The organism is Glaciihabitans sp. GrIS 2.15, from assembly GCF_035984695.1.
GTDB lineage: Bacteria > Actinomycetota > Actinomycetes > Actinomycetales > Microbacteriaceae > Lacisediminihabitans.
The window spans coordinates 1-18,555 of the sequence record NZ_JAXCHU010000018.1 but is presented as its reverse complement, the minus strand read 5'-3'; the positions used below and the strand labels follow the sequence as shown (position 1 = coordinate 18,555).

Annotated in this window: 15 protein-coding genes, 3 pseudogenes and 1 riboswitch; of the genes and pseudogenes, 8 read left to right on the top strand and 10 right to left on the bottom strand. The window is 58.5% G+C overall.

Going from position 1 to position 18,555, the window contains the following annotated elements:
* Nucleotides 1-204 precede the first annotated feature (204 nt).
* Together RCH11_RS17000 and RCH11_RS16995 are read right to left on the bottom strand one after the other, a co-directional pair.
* Nucleotides 205-870, bottom strand: coding sequence for a vWA domain-containing protein (locus tag RCH11_RS17000; RefSeq protein ID WP_327058211.1), 666 nt, complete (start codon nucleotides 868-870; stop codon nucleotides 205-207).
* A 60-nt stretch (nucleotides 871-930) separates the two neighbouring features.
* Nucleotides 931-1,743 carry a PspA/IM30 family protein gene (locus RCH11_RS16995; protein WP_327058210.1) on the bottom strand — a complete coding sequence of 271 codons (813 nt, stop codon included), beginning with the start codon at nucleotides 1,741-1,743 and terminating at the stop codon, nucleotides 931-933.
* Between the two features lie 387 nt (nucleotides 1,744-2,130).
* On the opposite strand from RCH11_RS16995, the gene RCH11_RS16990 reads away from it, so the two are divergent.
* The 5 genes from RCH11_RS16990 to RCH11_RS16970 all read left to right on the top strand — a co-directional run bounded on the left by RCH11_RS16990 (nucleotide 2,131) and on the right by RCH11_RS16970 (nucleotide 10,053).
* Nucleotides 2,131-3,327 carry an LCP family protein gene (locus tag RCH11_RS16990; protein WP_327058209.1) on the top strand — a complete coding sequence of 399 codons (1,197 nt, stop codon included), beginning with the start codon at nucleotides 2,131-2,133 and terminating at the stop codon, nucleotides 3,325-3,327.
* A gap of 617 nt (nucleotides 3,328-3,944) precedes the next feature.
* Nucleotides 3,945-4,709 carry an MIP/aquaporin family protein gene (locus RCH11_RS16985; RefSeq protein ID WP_327058208.1) on the top strand — a complete coding sequence of 255 codons (765 nt, stop codon included), beginning with the start codon at nucleotides 3,945-3,947 and terminating at the stop codon, nucleotides 4,707-4,709.
* Nucleotides 4,710-5,272: 563 nt separating this feature from the next.
* Nucleotides 5,273-6,451 (top strand): LCP family protein, encoded by a 1,179-nt coding sequence (locus RCH11_RS16980; RefSeq protein ID WP_327058207.1) that lies wholly within the window; start codon nucleotides 5,273-5,275, stop codon nucleotides 6,449-6,451.
* Between the two features lie 397 nt (nucleotides 6,452-6,848).
* Nucleotides 6,849-7,018: riboswitch (M-box (ykoK) riboswitch) on the top strand.
* Between the two features lie 264 nt (nucleotides 7,019-7,282).
* Nucleotides 7,283-8,929, top strand: coding sequence for an Nramp family divalent metal transporter (locus RCH11_RS16975; protein WP_327058206.1), 1,647 nt, complete (start codon nucleotides 7,283-7,285; stop codon nucleotides 8,927-8,929).
* Nucleotides 8,930-9,273: 344 nt separating this feature from the next.
* A complete protein-coding gene (locus RCH11_RS16970) occupies nucleotides 9,274-10,053 on the top strand; it encodes an MgtC/SapB family protein (RefSeq protein WP_327058205.1) in 780 nt (259 codons plus the stop codon).
* Between the two features lie 462 nt (nucleotides 10,054-10,515).
* On the opposite strand, the pseudogene RCH11_RS16965 reads toward RCH11_RS16970, so the two are convergent.
* Nucleotides 10,516-11,583: pseudogene (locus RCH11_RS16965) on the bottom strand (IS256 family transposase); the annotation flags it as partial.
* A 154-nt stretch (nucleotides 11,584-11,737) separates the two neighbouring features.
* Here RCH11_RS16965 and RCH11_RS16960 point away from each other — a divergent pair.
* A pseudogene (locus tag RCH11_RS16960) lies at nucleotides 11,738-12,292 on the top strand (CatA-like O-acetyltransferase); the annotation flags it as partial.
* Nucleotides 12,219-13,223, top strand: coding sequence for an aminoglycoside phosphotransferase family protein (locus RCH11_RS16955; RefSeq protein WP_327058204.1), 1,005 nt, complete (start codon nucleotides 12,219-12,221; stop codon nucleotides 13,221-13,223). The pseudogene RCH11_RS16960 and the gene RCH11_RS16955, both read left to right, overlap by 74 nt.
* Before the next feature lie 117 nt (nucleotides 13,224-13,340).
* Here the strand turns inward: RCH11_RS16955 and ftsW are convergent, their stop codons facing one another.
* The 5 genes and pseudogenes from ftsW to RCH11_RS16930 all read right to left on the bottom strand — a co-directional run bounded on the left by ftsW (nucleotide 13,341) and on the right by RCH11_RS16930 (nucleotide 16,034).
* A complete protein-coding gene (gene ftsW / locus RCH11_RS16950) occupies nucleotides 13,341-14,711 on the bottom strand; it encodes a putative lipid II flippase FtsW (protein WP_327058203.1) in 1,371 nt (456 codons plus the stop codon).
* Nucleotides 14,712-14,843: 132 nt separating this feature from the next.
* A pseudogene (locus RCH11_RS16945) lies at nucleotides 14,844-15,047 on the bottom strand (IS3 family transposase); the annotation flags it as partial.
* Nucleotides 15,048-15,063: 16 nt separating this feature from the next.
* A complete protein-coding gene (locus RCH11_RS16940; protein WP_327058202.1) occupies nucleotides 15,064-15,321 on the bottom strand; it encodes a hypothetical protein in 258 nt (85 codons plus the stop codon).
* Nucleotides 15,322-15,455: 134 nt separating this feature from the next.
* A complete protein-coding gene (locus tag RCH11_RS16935) occupies nucleotides 15,456-15,845 on the bottom strand; it encodes a hypothetical protein (protein WP_327058201.1) in 390 nt (129 codons plus the stop codon).
* Between the two features lie 36 nt (nucleotides 15,846-15,881).
* Nucleotides 15,882-16,034 carry a hypothetical protein gene (locus tag RCH11_RS16930; protein WP_327058200.1) on the bottom strand — a complete coding sequence of 51 codons (153 nt, stop codon included), beginning with the start codon at nucleotides 16,032-16,034 and terminating at the stop codon, nucleotides 15,882-15,884.
* A 595-nt stretch (nucleotides 16,035-16,629) separates the two neighbouring features.
* Here RCH11_RS16930 and RCH11_RS16925 point away from each other — a divergent pair.
* Nucleotides 16,630-17,199: a GNAT family N-acetyltransferase gene (locus tag RCH11_RS16925; protein ID WP_327058199.1), complete on the top strand. Its 570-nt coding sequence runs from the start codon at nucleotides 16,630-16,632 to the stop codon at nucleotides 17,197-17,199.
* 32 nt (nucleotides 17,200-17,231) lie between these two features.
* On the opposite strand, the gene RCH11_RS16920 is transcribed toward RCH11_RS16925, so the two are convergent.
* Both RCH11_RS16920 and RCH11_RS16915 read right to left on the bottom strand, forming a co-directional pair.
* Nucleotides 17,232-18,005: a metallophosphoesterase family protein gene (locus RCH11_RS16920; RefSeq protein ID WP_327058198.1), complete on the bottom strand. Its 774-nt coding sequence runs from the start codon at nucleotides 18,003-18,005 to the stop codon at nucleotides 17,232-17,234.
* A 118-nt stretch (nucleotides 18,006-18,123) separates the two neighbouring features.
* Nucleotides 18,124-18,555, bottom strand: a 432-nt coding sequence (locus RCH11_RS16915) for a hypothetical protein (protein WP_327058197.1), incomplete at its 5' end; no start/stop codon positions are given.

Sequence of the window (18,555 nt, the reverse complement as noted above, 5' to 3'; positions counted from 1 at the left end):
GTTCCTGCTGTTGAGCCCACTTGTTCCAAGCCGGATCAGGGCCACCCCAACTCCAGGTCGTTGGGGGAGTTGTGTGGCATGCTTCCCGCTGACGTTCGGTCGGCACCCACGGACCGGATGCCGACCGAACTCATTCTGAAAGCTCAAGTGATCAATTGAGTGCGTAACCCCGCACAGCTGATGTTGCCTGCTCGTGCGGCCCGGCTACTGCAGGAGTTTGAGGAGGTCGTCAGCGATTTCGGTGGGATCGGTTTGTCCGCCGAAGGTGACGACGCGGAGGTGTTTGTTGTTGGCTTCAATTTTGCGGTAGCTGGCCAGGGTTGCGTCATGGTCAGCGCCGAATCCGAGGACCGCGACGCAGACGTAGGTTGTTCCTTGAATTTTTGCTATCTCGGCAGCAAACTCTTCTGCATCGGTGGCTTCACCATCGGTGATGACCAGGGCAAGCAGGGCTGGACGGTCCTGTTTTGGGCGGTCGCCGAATTCCTCCAGGAATGTATCAACAAGAAGATTCCATCCCGGCATGATTTGCGTCCCACCACCCCATTGGATGTCGTCCCATTTGCGCTTCCAGTTGGCGGAGGAGAGGTCGTCGAGGCTTTCAGCATGATCGGAGAACAGGATTGTCATGAGCCCGCCGGCGTCTTCACCGGCGGCGGCTTCACCCTCGGCTTGGGAGTCTTCCGCCCCAAGGACTTCGACGATTCGCCCTAATGCTTCACCGATTACGCTGAGTCTTTGAGCTGACGCGCCCTCAGCGGCCGGCCACGACATTGAACCGCTGGTATCCAGCAGAAGCATGGGCTCCTTTTCCACTCCAGCGTTCACGATGGGGCTGAGGTCGTTGACCGATGGTTCTGTACTGCTCATAAGGGGTGCCTTCCAGTTGGGTTGAGAAAAGTCGAGTCGTATTGTCAGGATCAAAATTTTTTAGCTGTTCAAACGATCTGCTGCGCTTTGGCCCTTGGGTGGCTCATCCTTGGTGGGCCGATCAGGGCCTTTGCTCGCTGCCCGCGGCGACGTGATCGCTTGGCGTTCTGGTGCAGCTGCAACTGCAACTGCAGAACCTTGGGTCCACGCTGCGAGGATGTCATCCGCGCCGGCCTCATGAACCAAATGCTGCTCATGAATTGCGGACACGTTCGGGTCAGCGCCGGCAAGTTCAGCGTGAGCGGACTCCTGCGCATGTTGAGCATGTACACGGTCCCTTACTTGATCGAAACTTGGAGTGGAACGGCTTGTCATCGAGGTCACTGATTTCATGGCCTCGTTCATGTTGTGTTCCATTGCGGCCTGATCGATCTCCGCGTCAAGAACCGCGGCTTCGTCCATCTTTTGCCGCAACAGCTCGCCATTTTCCGCAAAGGTACTTTTCGCCTCTTCGGCTCGAATTTTTCCCGCGTCGAACATTCTCTGCTCGGCAACCAACCGCCCACGAACAGCATCCAGCCGATGCGCGATAGCCCTAGCCGCATCAAGATGACCCGCTTGGGCGGCAGCCCTCCCTTGCGATTCGAGTTGCCGTTCAGCTTCCAGATCAGCTTCCAACTTTTCGCGAGCCAAATTGAACTGCCCGATCACCACCGCGCAAGCCTGCTCCAACCGGTCGTGATCCTCCTCAAGTTGACGGATACTGACCTGCAGAAGCACATGCGGGTCCGTCCGATCATTGATGGCCCGGTCCGCTCTCGCCTTGACGATTGTGTTCTCTTTCGCGAAAATCTCGCTCCACCTAAACGGCATAACCACTCCTCCTCGACATAACGGCGAGCGTAACGCCGCAAACCTAAAAATTGGCTGTTCACAGCCGAAACTAATTCATACCGAACGTCGCAGCGGCCTGCCCCGAAACCTTGCCAGTCGGTTAAACCGATTAAAATTCATCTGCTTCAGCGGGAGTAGTGAGGACTGGAGGTAAGCCCGCCAAGAATTCGGTAGGTTTGCCCGTACCTTGAGCTCGGTTGTGATGGCACGGCGAAATACGGTGGCACAACATTTATGCCGTCCGGCTGGGGTATTCTAAGCCGCGCACCGCCCTAGCGGCATGCCGGGAGAGGTGTTATGAGTCGTCGAAGTGCTTCCTCGCAGGCTCTACCCGCGCATGCCACCGCACCAATGCGTCACGGTCGGGTGCATCACCCACATCCGATACTGTCGATCGTCAAGCTGCTCGCCGGGTTGACCGCGGTGTTGATCGTCTCCGTGACCGCTGTCGCGGCGGCCGCGGTCTACGGCACTGTCTCCAACATTCCGCCCGGCATCCACCTCACGCACCTGGCCGGAGCTTCCCTTGCGCCAGCAGCACCATCGATCGGCCCGATAACCGGTGAAGTCAATATTGTCCTGGCTGGAAGCGATACTCGCACCAACCAGGTTGGGTATCAGAGCAAAGACCAACTCGCGGGCAGTTCCGGCGCCGGTAACAATGATGTGACGATGCTGCTTCACATTTCCGCCAACCACACCAGCGCAACTGTGGTGAGCTTCCCGCGGGACCTGGTGTCAATTCCCCTGTGTGGCAAGAGCATCTCGCACGCCATGTTCAACACCACCCTCGCGATCGGGCTGTCCTGCACGGTAAACACCGTCGAGAAAATGACCGGGCTAACGATCCCGTACGCAGGGATAATCACCTTTAACGGGGTTACTGGCCTGTCGAACGCTGTCGGAGGCGTGACCGTGTGCCTCGCCACCCCGATCAAAGATCTCTATACCGAGCCGCAGCTTGATCTTGCTGCAGGGCAACAAACACTGGTGGGAGACATGGCACTGTCGTTCCTGCGCAGCAGACATGGAGTGGGGGACGGCAGCGACCTTGGACGGATCAGCAATCAACAGATTTTTCTCTCCGCCCTCACCCGCAAAATCGTCAGCGGTGGTGTTCTGAGCAACCCGCTGACACTGTTCAAACTCGCCAACGCCGCGGTGGCTAACGTGCGCTTTTCCGACACACTCGCCAATCCATCGACGCTTGTTTCAATCGCGCTCGCCCTCAAAGGCCTCGACCTCAGCAAAATCGTCTTCGTGCAATACCCAACCGGGAGTGATCCGGCGTACCCGAACCGGGTTGTGCCGCTGCTGGGACCGGCAGCAGCGCTCACCGCAGCGCTGAAGTCCGATCAACCAATCTCGCTCACCGGCAAACTTGGTCGCGCCGCTGTCGCCGACCAGAACGCCGTGACGACACCGATATCAACCCCCACCGGCGCGGCCACTACGGCATCCGGTGCCACGCCGGCTCCGTCCACGATCGCGCTTCCCCCCACGATTACCGGCCAGAGGGCAGACCAAAACACCTGCACGAAAGGTTTCAGCAACCACGGATAAGACTGTGGGCGCCGATTTGTACAGCACGGCCGACATTCCACGGCCTAGATTCGGACTCGCAGCGGGCCTGGTCACTGCAACTTCTGCCCGCAGTGCGCAACCGTGTCCGACATCACCGCCTCAGCAGAAGTTCACGGATGCGAAGTATTTCGGGGAAGTGCGGGCAGTATCGGAATATTCAGAACAACGGTGGATGGGATCCGATTGTCACGATTTGGGCTGAGACGTCGGTGTCCTCGCTGAGGTGATAGGAGGCACACACCCGGTGATATCCGTCCGCGATCTGCAAGGGTGTTCCGTCTAAAGTCCCCTGGACCAAAAGCACAGGGCTGAGTTTTTTACCCTTTCGAACATTCTTCAAATCTTTTGCCACGTACGGGTCATCACTGGGAAGGAGCGGGAGTCGGGAAGCACGGAGGATGTCCTTCGCCTTGTGGAAAACGATAGGTTGCGTTGCGAGATCGCTTGCGAGTCTTTCAGCCGTTGCGGGATCGGTGATGAGGCTGAGGTAAGCGGCGGCGGCTAGGTAGTCGTGGGCTTCCGGTCCCTGTGACCAATGGACTTTCATTCGGACCTCCTGCTAGTTTCAGCAACAATACTGCCAAGGAGGCCGGCCGATGGTCGCGGAGCATCTGACATTGTCGTCACTGCAGCGACGGCAGGTGGATGAGTTCGACGACCGCTCGCATGAGCTGCGCCGACTGGTCAGCGAAGCCGTCGGCACCTTCCTTCTCGTATTTGTAGGTGTAGGCGGCAGTGTGGTGGACACGCTCAGCCATGGGGCGATCGGGCGTGGTGCTGAGGTAACGGCGCCGGGGCTGATGGTGACGGCGATCATTCTTTTCATGGGAGCGAATTCCGGCGCCCACCTCAACCCCGTGGTGACTCTCGCGTTCGCTATCCGTACCGATTTTCAATGGCGCCGAATACCGGGCTACATTGGGGCCCAACTCGTCGGCTCGATCACCGCTGCCGCGGTTCTTCGACTCACGTTCGGCGGGAGTACAAGCCTGGGAGTCACGATCCCAGGCCCTGGGTTCAGCGATTGGCAGGCAATGCTCATCGAGACTGTTCTCACCTTCGGGTTGGTCAGCGTTGTTCTGGGAGCTGCTTCAGGTGCTCAAAACATTGGAGCGCTGTCCGCTGTCGCGGCAGGAAGTTACGTTGTGCTCGCCGGATTGTGGGCAAGCCCAGTCAGCGGTGCTTCCATGAACCCAGTCCGATCAGTGGGGCCGGCCATTGTGAGCGGAAATTACACCCACTTGTGGATTTACCTGGTCGGGCCACTCCTCGGCGCTCTCCTCGCTTGCCCCCTCGCGCAGATACTCCGCGGATCCGGCGGCGGTACGGTAGCGTCCAAAGCAGCCCAAGGTACGCGTTAGCGAAAAGGCGAAACGAAGCCCTCGAGCAACACAGGGTGTGCGATGCTCCCCGCGTGATCGCGACAGGCTCAACACCTCAACTGCCTGGCCGACATCCTTTGCGGTACTGACAGCTGGCCGTGAGCTGCCACCCACCAGTCCACCGGCGATACTCACCAATCGAGGGTTGGTCTGTCACTTTCCCTCCCGAAGCGGCGCCCGACACGATCCCACATCGTCGAGGTTGTCACTCAATTCATAAAGTTCGCTCGCAGAGGTCGATTCGACCCAGGAATCGGTTCACAGCACATAGAGTCCTAGCATGTCACCACACCTGCCCGAATTTTTGTGGTCGTCGACAATGCTCGAACAGCGGGGCTCGATCCCTGCGTGGAGTGGGCTTCAGCGGTGACCGCCGGATCAAGACCATGCATCAGATAGCGTCGCGACGAACAAGATCAGTGGAGTGATCGGTGCGCCGACCAGGCCCGTACATGGGCAGCAGATCACCCACCCCCCTTCCTCAATCAGCCGCACAACTCCCGCGACCATACTCGCGCGCCGTCTACCAACGCCGCCGCATCGTGGTTGCCTTGGCCACTCTCGTCTTGTTGGCAATAGCCGGAACAGTCGGATTCGGGGTCTACCAGTACAACGAACTGTCGAACGGCATTCACCGATCAACGATCGATATTCCCGGGGTAAAGCAGAATACCGGAGCGACGAACATCCTCATCATGGGGTTGGATAGCCGGCTTGATGAGAACGGGCACCAGCTCCCGGCCGCCGTGTATAACGCCTTGCATGCAGGTGGCGGTTCCGACGGCGGATACAACACGAACGTTCTGATCCTGATCCATATCCCAGGCAACGGCGATCCGGCGGTTGGGATATCCATCCCCCGAGATGATTACGTTTCCCTGCCAGGCCATCCCGACGGGGTGTCGAAGTCCAAGATCAAAGAAGCGTATGGATTGCAATTGGATCAGACGCTGACCCAGTTGGTGAAGACCGGCTCGCTCAGTCACGCGGCGGCCTACCAGAAGGCACGAGATGCTGCCCGACAAGCGGAAATAACAACAGTGTCGCAATTCCTTGGAGGCGTCTCCATTGACCACTTTGTTGAAGTCACCATGGCGGCGTTCTACGAAGTTGCCGACGCGGTCCAGCCAATCACGGTCTGCCTGAACGAGGCAACCTCCGACCCGTACTCTGGCGCGAACTTTCATGCTGGGAAGCAACAACTGAGCGCTTCCCAAGCGGTCGCGTTCGTCCGGCAACGCCGTGACGAAAGCAACCCGGCACTGAACTTTACCGACCTTGACCGGGAACGTCGACAGCAAGCATTCATCCTGTCCCTCGCCCACCAGCTCAAACAACAGAACACGTTCACGAACATCGGGACGATGGAGACGCTAGCCGGGGTCGCTAAGCAAAACATCGCGGTCGACTCAGGGCTGAATCTGCTGAGCTTCGCCAGCGATGCGCAGAGCTTTGCCGGCGGCAAGATCAGCTTCGTCACCCTACCCATCAGCGGATTCGCGACAATCGGCGGACAAGACGTTAACACGGTCGACCTGAACCAGATTCATGTCCAGGTCGCCCATCTCCTCGCGCCACCCGCATCGCGCACCACCGCGCCACAGTCAAGTACCCCGGCATCACCGAAACACAGCTCATCGAGCTCAGCCACAGAAGCATCCACGCCCGCACCCAACGCGCAACCACCCCTCCCGGCCGGATCTATTCCCTGCGTCAAATAAAGACTGGCACTGACGTCTCGAAGAACGCACTGGATGGTGCTTGGGCACCAGAAACGACCCTGCTCGGCGCAGGGAAACCCCACATCCGCCGTGGCAGTCGCATTCGGGTACAGACTCCTCGAGATCCTTCCGACGATTGGACTAGGACCTCGACTGTCACCAGGAGATCGGGAAATGCACACCGGTTGAACAACAAAACGGGCGATTGAGTCGCAACTGGTAGGAATCTCGACGGGCGCCATAGCAAAGTTCGAGGAAGGTAGATCTGCGGCGCCGCGTGCTCACCTGCGTGGCTTACATGTTAATCGCGCGGACCGCTGCGGTGACTGTCTTTTGCGGAAGTGAGCTGATCGGGATGTTCGCATCGCTGGTTTGCGCATGTAATATCGGAACGCGAAGTGCTGATCGTTAGCTGAGGCTCCTTCGCGGACAGATGCCAGCGACCCGAAACGTCGAGAGACGCCCAGGGTTAGGGCAGGTCACCCCGGATTAAGGGGTAACTCCGATTGGCTCCCGGTGACACGGGTTTACGCCGCGAAGTGCCAAAGGTCTTACGTGGACAGGCATCCTGGGCTTTGATGCCCAAGTCTTGCCCTTCGCATCACCGGAAGGGAGCGTCATCCATGAGCGATAGTCATAGTACGCGCCTCCTGCCGTTCTGCCACGCTCTCTAGCCTCTTATGGGCTACCGCTGCTGTGAGCGGTAGGAGGAGCCCCACTGTTTGGCGAGTCCATTCGCTTCCCCGTCAAGCCGAGGAACGAGCAATGTTCTCTGCCGTTGGATTTTAATTTTTCTTTGACCTTTCCCGCAGTGCGGGACGGAAGGCAACAATGTCAAATAACATCGACACTTCGTCAACGCCGCCGGTAACAGCAGCTCTCGATTCCGCACATATTGGCGACATTCACGGTGCCCTCGGCACCATCAAGGCCGGCGACACAGCGCCCCGGCGAAAACTCTCTGCGAAGCTGCGCACGCTGCTGGCGATCATGGGCCCTGGTCTCATTGTCATGGTCGGCGACAATGACGCTGGTGCGTTCGGCACTTACACCCAAGCTGGTCAAAATTACGGGACGACGCTGCTGTGGACTCTTCTTCTGCTCGCGCCGGTGCTGTTCATCAGCCAAGAAATGGTGCTGCGCCTTGGCACGGTCACCGGGGTTGGCCATGCCCGACTTATCTTCGAAAGGTTCGGCAAGTTCTGGGGCGCATTTAGCGTCATCGATCTGTTTGTGTTGAACGCGCTGACCATCGTGACGGAGTTCATCGGCATTAGTTTGGGCCTCAGCTACCTTGGTATCCCGCAAATTCCTGGGATCATCGTGTCGGCCGGCGCTGTCATTGCGGCAGTGAGCACGGGTTCGTTCCGCCGATTTGAGCGCCTCAGCCTGATTCTGGTTGTCGGTTCATTCCTGCTGATCCCAATTTTTCTGATGGTCCACCCGCCACTGGGACAGATTGGCCATAACTTCGTGATTCCAGGAATGCCGGCGGGCGCGGAACTGTCAACGGTCATGCTGCTCATCATCGGAATCGTCGGCACCACGGTTGCCCCCTGGCAATTATTTTTCCAGCAGTCCTATGTGGTTGACAAGCGGATCACTCCTCGTTTCATGAACTACGAAAAAGCCGACCTTGTGATCGGAATCGTGATCGTGATCGTCGGTGCAGCAGCCATTTTCTCCTTTACCGCCGCGACTTTCGCGGGACGACACGAGTTTGGTAACTTCACCGACGCCCTCGGTGTTGCGGTGGGATTAGGAAAGTACGTGGCGCCCTTCGCGGGCGTCTTATTCGCCATCGCCCTCATCGACGCATCGATCATTGGTGCCGCCGCAGTGGGCCTGTCGACCTCGTACGCCCTCAGCGATGTCCTCAATTTCAAGCATTCACTGCACCGCAAACCATGGGATGCGAAAGGTTTTTACGCTGTCTTTGCCGGACTGCTTGTCGTAGCAGCGGTCATTGTCCTCATCCCGGGTAGCCCACTGGGGCTGCTTACCGTCGCAGTCCAGGTACTCGCTGGGATCCTCCTCCCCTCGGCTGTCGTTTTCCTGCTCCTGCTCTGCAATGACAAGGAAGTTCTCGGACCCTGGGTCAACGGAAAATGGCTGAACATTGTTACCTCAGCGGTGATCGCGATTCTTGTGATGCTCTCAATCGTCCTCACGTCCAGTGTGTTGTTCCCCGACATCAGCGGGGCAACGATCCTCTGGATCCTCGGCATCGGCAGCAGTCTCGCTATCGTCTTTGCGGTTTGCTTCGCCATCACGCGACGCATCCGTTCAAGCTCCATGGCCGCTATACCAATCGATCGCACCCAGCGAGCCGGGTGGAGGATGCCTCCGATCTCTCAGCTCACCCGGCCCGAGATGTCTCCCGGTCGAAAAATCGGACTTACAGTGCTGCGCGGATACCTGCTGATCGCAATGCTCCTCGTGATCGTCCGCGTCGTTCAGCTCGCCCTCGGTCACTAAATCAAAAGTTCACTCTTAGCAACGGAGACTACAAATGAACCAAAAGATGCACGACAACACGCTCAGGGCCGGAGGCCGAGCGCACCCCGGCGATTACACGCGGATCGCTCCCTCGCCTGAATCGTTGGCTGCTGTTCTCGGCCGATTTGCAAGCTTCGGGAGCATTCCACGAATGAGCAAGCCGCGGAGACCAGGAGTGCAGACGGACCGACTCGATAGTCGCTGATGAGCGGTCTGCGGCGAGGAGTGCGCTCAAGCGACCGCGCACTCCTCGCCCACTGCGACTGCGACTGCACAACGCGGTCACGCCACACTGAATCGCATTAATTGAGAGAAGCACGGCTATGGGTCCCACAGATTTCGAGTTCGCGTTAAGGGTTCTATTGGCTACCGGGTGCGGCCTGATCATCGGGTTGGAACGCCAATTTCGCTCACGAACTGCAGGCCTTCGCACTCAAGCGCTGGTCGCCGCGGGGGCTGCGGTGTTTGTTCTGTTCGGCGAACAAGCATCGCTTCCGCAAGCACCACTCCAGATCGCGGCGTACGTGGTCTCCGGAGTGGGATTCCTTGGCGGCGGTGTGATCCTACGGCAGGGCTTCACCGTTCAAGGCCTCAATACAGCGGCTACTCTCTGGTGCTCAGCAGCCGTCGGGTGCCAGGCCGCCGCGGGCCATCTTCTACCCGCACTAACAACAACCGGTGTTGTCGTTGGTATCCACCTCCTCCTTCGTCCGCTGGGGCGCCTTGTCGATCGCACACCCGGAACGAAAGAAGAAACGATTGGTCAATATACGCTGATGGTTCTGGTCCGCCGGAAACAGGAGCCCCAGTTGCGCGCACAGCTGGTGCAGGCACTCTCCGGCCCACAGTTTGCACTCCGCCGAGTGACCAGCGGCGAAGTCGAAATACAGCCGCCCGGAGCAGCCATGGTGGAGCTGAGGGTCGAAATATTGATCGAGGGAAATGCGCACGCCCTTTTAGATGGTCTCGTGACTCGCCTGTCGCTTGAGCACGGAGTGAGTAGCCTCTCCTGGCAATCCGACGATGCTGAACAGCACAGTGAAGACGATCGGGATGATCTTCCCCGGGCGAGCCAACGACGACCAAAACAAAGCGACAGGTAGAAAGAAATCCGACACGGGACTGCCGATTGCCCCGAAGCCACGTCTCAAAATCATTGGCGGAGTGCGCGGTGTAGCTGTCTTCATTTCGGAGCTTCTAGTTTCGTGGGGTCGGCTTGCTCGGCCAGGCATTTAAAGCTGAGCAGAAGGAGCTCAACGGTGAGGATGCTCTAAAGGTCTTCCAGCGAAGGCAAAATTACGCGGATGCCGGGGTATTGGTCCGAGAGAATCTGCCGGTCACGCCCGAACGGGCTTGTGACTCCACGCTCGTGGTTGCCAACCGCGACAATATGGGTGAGTCCTCTGGCTCCCTTTAGCTGCGCAGCGCCCAACAAGACGAGTTCCGCAAAGGGGACACCCGTGAAGTGGTGAAGGTTCACTCCGACTGTTGACGCCGATCGAAAATAGGTCATGTCCCGCGGGGTGGTGTAATTTCCGGCCTCGGTGTGGGGCAGTGGTTTCAGCTTAGGCGGTCGTGAGTTCGGGGATCAGGTTCACCCCCTCGATCGTCTCGGTGGGGTTGTTCATGGTCGTCAGTTCAAGCATCGAGGCTTCGGAGAAGTGTCGGCGGTCGCTGGCCTCCCATTCGTCGTGCTGCTCGATCAAGACGGCGCCGGCGAGCCGTAGGAGGGCGGCGGGGTTGGAGAAGACGCCGACGACGTCGGTGCGGCGTTTGATCTCTTTGTTGACCCGCTCGAGCGGGTTGGTGGACCAGATCTGTCGCCAGTGCCGTTGCGGGAACCCGGTGAAGGCGAGCAGGTCCCCTCGGGCATCGCTGAGCATGGCCGCGACCTTCGGGTGCGAACGCTCAAGCATGCGGGTGACCTCGTCGAATTGGGTTGCGACGTGCTCGGCGTCGGGCCCAGCGAAGATCGTTCTGATGATCGAGGCGACCATGTCCTGGGAGCCCTTGGGCACGACGGAGAGCACGTTGCGCATGAAATGCACCCGGCAACGCTGCCAACTCGATCCCTGAAAGACGGTGCTGATCGCCTTCTTCAACCCCGAGTGCGCGTCCGACATCACCAGCGCCACTCCGTCGAGGCCGCGGACCTTCAGAGACCGCAAGAACCCGGTCCAGAAGCTCTCATTCTCGGTGTCACCAACGTCGAAGCCCAGCACCTCCCGGCGCCCGTCGGCTGCAACCCCGACCGCGACGACGACCGCCTGGGAGACGATCCGATGGTTGACACGGGCTTTGCAGTAGGTGGCGTCGAGGAACACATACGGGTAGTCGATCGCAGTCAGGGTGCGGTCGCGGAAGAGGGCGATCTGCTCATCCAGGCCCGCGCAGATGCGTGAGACCTCGGACTTGGAGATGCCGGTGTCGGCGCCGAGAGCTTTGACGAGATCGTCGACTTTGCGGGTTGAGACTCCGTGCAGGTAGGCCTCCATCACGACCGCGAACAGAGCCTGATCGACGCGGCGTCGACGCTCAAGCAGCGCCGGGAAGAAGGTCCCCTGCCGAAGCTTTGGGATCGTAAGCTCCAGATCTCCCGCCGTTGTCGACAGAGCCCGCAGTCGGGAAGCGTTCCCGGTCTGGTAGCCAATATTGGGACGGAAGAGGGCGCCTTAGGCTTGAGGCATGGCAGAAGCGCACGCGATCGACCTTGACACGTGGCCCCGGCGAGAACACTTCGAGCACTACCTCACGCGTGTCGAATGCAAGTAAGCGGTCACAGTTGACGTCGACGTAACCGAGATGGTTGCAGCACGTCGCGAGTCGTCGTACAAAAGCTACCTCGCGCAGATCTGGGCCATCTCGTCGGTGGTGAATCGTCATGCCGAGTTTCGGATGACCCTCGTGGATGAAAAGACGTCCGCCACATGGGACATCGTGCACCCCGCGTTCACCGTCTTTAATGCCGAGAGCGAGACATTCGCCAGCGTGTGGTCTCCGTTTCACGCCGACTTCCCGACCTTCCATGCGAATGCCGCGGACGTCTTGACAGAACACCGCAACACCACGTCATGTCAGCCGCAACCAGATGTGCCCGCCAACACGTTCGACATCTCAAGCGTCCCGTGGGTGTCGTTCACGGGATTCAGCCTCCACATGCGCGACGGCTGGAAGCACCTTCTACCGATCCTCACCCTGGGCCGGTACCGAGAAGTCCAGGGACGAACCACAATGCCACTCGCCATTCAGATTCACCACGCTGCCGCTGATGGTTTCCACACCGCCCGCCTTATTCAAGAACTTCAAGAACTCTCTACCAACCCCTCCCGGCTACCCCGATAAAAGACAGTCAACGCGACACATCACGGGCCAATACAGCTTCGCGCCGAACACGCCGATGCTGTGGCTCTTGGGAACCCTCGGCAGGCGAGGTCTGGACGGGACCCTTTACGCTGAAACCATGCAACAGCCGTCTTCGATCATGGCTCAGTATCTTGCCCGGAGGGACTTCACGCAGAGCGGATCAGCGTTCTCGACTCCATCAAGTGAGCTAGTGCCCGGCATCAAGGACGCAGCACCGGTGATGCTCAAGGTGGCTCTTATCGATGAGGAAGCCCGCGGCTCGGCTCTTCTTCAATGGTGGCAGGGCCGGGGTTCAGCAACAGCACTTCAACGCGATCAGACCGCGACACTGATGATCAGAGCCACCGGCTCGCGGAATCTGATTGAAATGGCCCACAACGATCTCGACGTTGTCGCAACGCAAATACTGACCACAACCGTGCTCACCCTGCACGATGGGAAGAAACCCGGACCTGATGTCGACTTGGTGCCTTTGCGACAGTGGTTCAGCGAGTTGTTGGAATCGACCTCGACAGATCCCTTGATCCGCGTCGCGGCCGACCTTGTCGAGGCTCTCCTGACAGAAACACGTCCCGAAGATGAGCGTGCGCTACATGGCGACATCCACCATGGCAATGTGCTCGATTTTGGTGACCGGTGGGCGGCAATTGACCCCAAGGGTCTCGTCGGTCATCGCGTATTCGACTATGTAAATATTCTCTGCAACCCCTCAACAGACGTTGCGATCGAAAACCTCCATAATCGTCTCGAAAACATCTGCGAGCTGGCACGAATAGATCGCGCATTGCTGGCTCGATGGACGATCGCATGGTGCGGTCTGTCACTGACCTGGATGCAAGGCGGTGAAGGTTCGTCTGGGCTTGGGCGAACAACCCGACAGGTTGCCGGCACCTTGCTCAGTGACCTATAGCTGTCACCACACACCCGAAGGGAAATCTTCGCGGCGGCCTACATGTTGATGTGAGCAAATTTGAGTCGAGTCTGCTTCTCCGTACCCGGCGCGGCAGATGATTTTCGGGCTAGTTTTTCACAGAGGGTCATGAATGTTTTCTTCTGTCAAGACGCCGCTCAGGGAGCCGTTCAGGGAGGACCTGGTGGGTGGGTGCCTATCATCTTCCGCACTCCTGAGGTCACCGGTAACTTTCCTTACGCGCACTCTCTTGTCGGGTTGTGCTGGGGTGTTTCGTCGTTTGGATTCGCGTTCGAAGGACAGGACGATACCGATGGCGGCGAGGGTGCTGACGAGTGCTGTGCCACCGGATGAGAAGAAAGGGAGAGGCACTCCCAGGACGGGCAGCAAACCGAGGACAACGGCGATATTGACAGCAGCCTCGCCGATGATCCACGCCGTTACCGCTGCGGTTGCGATTCGGGCGAACCGGTCAGTAGTGGTGCCGATAATTCTCAGCAACACCACGGCGAGAACGGCGAAGAGAAACAGCACAAGAACTGTGCCAATGAGACCGAGCTCGTTACCGATGACGGCGAAGATGAAGTCCGTGTCCGCGGCGGGAAGCCAGCCCCATTTGGATTTCGAGTTTCCCAGGCCAACGCCAAAAACACCGCCAGAAGCAAGTGCGTAATAGCTGTTCTGGATTTGCCAACCGACCCCTGTTGGGTCAGCGGATCCCGGGTTCAGGAACGCCAAAATTCGGATCAGCCTGTTTGGCCGGGAAACAGCGAGCAACACGGCAACCACAGAAGCCACCCCGAGCGTGAGCGCTAGGTGTTTGAGGGGTGTGCCGGCGAAGAACAGTGCACCCAGAAGCATCCCGCCCAGGATGATGGTCGTGCCGAGGTCACCGCCGATAGTGACCAGACCGATTGCCGCGCCTGACACGAGCACGACGGGCAGAAACGAGTATTTCCAGTCCGTGATTTTTTCGTACCGCTTCACCAAAAACATGCTGACCCAGATGGCCAGCGCAATTTTCAGCACTTCGGACGGCTGAAGCGACAAACTTCCCAGTCGCAGCCAGTTGCGGTTTCCGCCAACTTCCATGCCGAGGGGGGTGGCAAGGACGAGCAGTTGCAAGATACACGCCCCAATGAGTAACAGCCGAGCATGCTTTTTCCAAAAAGTGCTGGGGATCTGCGCGATGACGAGCATGAGAGGGATTCCGACCAGTGCACTGGCGCTCTGTTTGCCGAACACGGCAAAAAAACTGTCGCCGGCACTATGAGAATCGACGAAAGAGGAGGAAAGGACCATTGTCAGTCCAAAGCCGACCATGAAAAAAGTGGTCCCCAGCAGCAAGTAATAGTTGAAGGACTCGACATGGAACAACCGGCGAACAGCGATCCGCGCGGGAATAGCCCCGGCCCGGATGGGCGGTTTGGGCGGGTTCTCGGCCAGTCGCCCAGGTTGCCACCCCAAAGTCTTTTGGATCCCGATCATGAGTAATTTCTTTCTGCTCGGGTCTGTCTGGAATTCAGGTACTCTCTCGCGCGTCTCGTGCGAGGGACTGCTGTCGGTTTAGTTGTCACTGTGACGTGCGCCACAGTTTGGTTACCCGAGTTGGGGTGAAAATCAGGCCGATATGGATGGTTGTGTGTAGCGCAGCTCGTGCTCGACTGGAGAGAGATATCCCAGCTGGGAATGACGGCGCTGTCGGTTGTAGAAGATCTCGATGTAGTCGAAGATCGCGTTCGCCAAGTCGAGCCTTGTGCGCCATTTCTTCCGGTTCAGAAGTTCTATCTGCATGGTCGACCAAAATGACTCCATCATGGCGTTGATGCTCCTATGTCTGTCAAGTCGTAATTTCACCTGTCGTCGGGTTGACCTTGATGAGCTGGTAGACCTCACGGATGACGTAGCGCTTGAGGCATCGGATGATGTCTCGTTTGCTTTTGCCTTCGGTGGTTCGGCGGGCGACGTATGCTTTCGTCTGCTCGTGGTGCTGCATGCGCACGATCACTGTGCGGTAGATGGCAGCATTGAGTTGGCGGTGTCCGCCGTAATCGAGTTTGAGACCATAAACATGGCCCTCAACGCCGCGTGAAACCACTAACCCACCGAGTCAACTGAACTCGGGGCAGTCCCACGTGTCCCAGATGGGAACCTCTACCGCTACAGCTCAGGAGCAGGATTCGCCTGGAGAGCACTCGCTTCGCCCATACGCAGCAACCACAAGACTCAACATCACGAAACTCCATTCAGCTTGATACGGTCATTTGCTCGCCTCACAAACGAGTCCGCTTCGGCATGGGAGAATCGGCCAGTCCCATACAAACGACGGCTCAATGACATATTCAACGGATGACCTGACGTAGTCGTGAAGCTCGCCTGCCATCGCTGGCGTCCCAGGTATTTCCCCTTGGTTGCTGTTCCGCTCTGCAGCTGCTTCCACAGAACCGTGCCGACCTTCACCGTTGGTTTGTAACCACTCCAGATGGTGAAGCCGAGATCATCGGTGACGAGCCCGTAGTACTCGTGACGGTTCGTGCCCGAGAGTTCAGGGGCAACAGCAACGATTCCCGTTGCAAATCCCACGACATTGCGGGCGACGTAGACCTCTTCGGATGGGTACATTTTGCGTAACGCATCCGACCGACATTGGCTTGGCAACTAGATGGCGAAGAACACAACGCCGAAATACAAGACGAAGAAGACCGCGAATACGACTCCCACCACAGCCAGTACGCGGATACCCTCGACCGGCGAATCGGTGAAGGATGAAATCACCTTAAACAGCACGACAAGGCCGAATGGGATGCTCACCCACGCGGCGCCGAGGTTTTTCGGACGTTGAGTCGACTTGCTATCGTCGTCTTCAGCTTTCGGAGAACCGACCCGAGACCCGCGCGAACCCTTCGCCTTCGCCACAGTTCCCCCTGTTCCACCGAGCTCCGCAGGCGCGGACGGCGTTCGATACTGAGGCCCGTATCCCGACATTGTCTGCCAATTTCAGGAAGATCGCTGCGTAATGAGCGAAGTGTCGTCCTGTCTTGACGGACTCGGTACCGGGGCACCCGACTGCGCCTCAACTACGGCAAGTATGTATGCACGCCAGCGAAGTAGCTTCAGCGACGCGATCGATGCCCACCCCATTGCGCCGATGGCCCCATGTACGAAGTTCCCAACTACTGAACCCACCGCAGCACCATAGCCGCCAAATCAGGCCACGATTGTGGTGCGACCATCGACTCTCCCGCCATAGACGGGGGGGGTACACGCAAGACGGACGACCACCGGACGCGATTTCGTGCCCTCGCGAAAGCACTCCCAAGAGCACTTTTTGACCGATTCGACCGCCTGTAAGCGGAACCTCGAGCGTGCGCCGCTTCGCTTCGAGCTTGTGCGATAGCGTCGTGGCATGAATTCGCTAAACCTCCGTTGGGCCGACGTAGAGGATGCGCGAGGCATCGCCGAGGTGCACGTTGCGTCCTGGCGATCTGCCTATTGCGGACTCATCGATCAGCAGGTTCTTGACGAGCTTAGCGTCTCGACACGCGCAGACGGCTGGAGGCTGATCCTGTCGGAGATTGCCGTTCCTCGCCCCAGGGAAATGACACCGCACCGCATCCTCGTCGCTGATGTTGACGAGCGAATTGTCGGTTGGGCAAGTTTTGGGGCTGGACGAGATAAGGGCATGACCGATCAGGGCGAGATTGCCGGGCTCTATGTACATCCTGAATTTTGGTCCCAAAAGATTGGGCACGCGCTAATGGTGTCTGCTGAGCAGCATTTGTCAGATGCCGACTTTCAATCCGCATATCTATGGGTGCTCTTTGGGAACACCCGTGCGATCTCGTTTTATGACCGACACGGCTGGACAGCTGATGGCGAAGAAAAGGTGGGCAATGCTGGTGGGGCGAAAGGCCTTCACGAGCAGCGTCACGTCCGAGCGCTGCACTCGACAAAGCCGATCGGGGATGCTGAGTAGTCACAGCGATCCCTTGACCCGCAAGCGGAACGTCAAGCGGGCGTTCTACCGCGACCGTCTCGTGGACCGAATGCGTTGATCGCTTCAACGTCACTGGCTATCGCAAGTATGTATTCATCGACCCACTCCCGGATGTTCGGGTAGGTGCTCGACTGGATAATTTCGGACGCAATGGTCTGCGAATCGAGAGCTGTTCGGCGCAGCGCGAGGCCCGACTGAGACAGTCGCGCCCATGACGCAGCAGGGGTCCCGTAGGGCATGCCGATGCTTCCCGAATTGAGAACCCATCGACGGTCAACAAGTCGAATGAACGGCATGTGTGTATGACCGCAGACCACAGCTCGAGTCTCTTCGCCGAGGCCCTCGAATGCCTCCGACCACCGCGATAGTCGGGTGTCTACGAGCACGACTTCCTCGTCGTCCCTAGGCGTTCCATGACAGAACAGGACCGATCCAAACCCGTCCAGATCTACCGAGACCGGGTGCGGCAAGGCCGCGAGTAATTCGATGTGAGCCGCTGAGAGTTGAGCTGCGGCCCAGGCATCGATTGGGAACGGCTCAACATCAGCAGACCAGTGGCCCTGGGCGAGAGTGACGATGTCGCGGTCGGCATTCCCTCGGACGAGCAACACCTGGTCCCCGAGTCCCGTCAGGCGGTCGAGGACTTCTGACGGTTGTGGGCCTGCGGCATGGTCACCGGTGACGACAATGAGATCCGCGTTCTGGACGTCTGGTTCGGCCAGCACAGCATTCAAGGCGGGAAGAACCCCGTGGATATCCGATAGAACAGCGATGGACTTGGGCATACGACGAGTCTGTCAGCCTCGCGCTCTCGCCCGGAAGCGGAACCTCGGCCGGGCACTTCCTCGGCCTGAATCCTGTCTTTGTCAGAACGAACGCGGCGCAAAATCCGGGACGACCGACTTACTCGTCGGAGCTTATTCGGGTCCAATATTTGGTGGTTTCGCCTTCCCTCCATGCTTCCACTGAGTAGGAGAGATGGAGGCTTTGTTTCCCCCACGAGATGGTACTTGCGGGCAAGCCTTCGGGTGTGGTCTCCTGATCACTTTTTCCATTTTGCGTCCATCCGTCCGCGGCAAGGGTCTGGGAAAAAAAGGCGAAAACCTCAAGCTGGGTGTGGATGGTGGTGGCTAAATTTCCGATACTTGCGACGGCGCCCTTACTGACGTAGTTTCCGGGACTCCCGTTGTAATAGTTGGTGTGAACATCTGTGCTGCCGGGGTAAACCAAAGCGGATTCGGGCTGCAGGTGCAAACTGTTGACGTCGTATCCACCGGGGACCGCGCACCCCGTCAGCACAAACAGGCTGAGACCAAGAACACTCAGCCCCGAAAC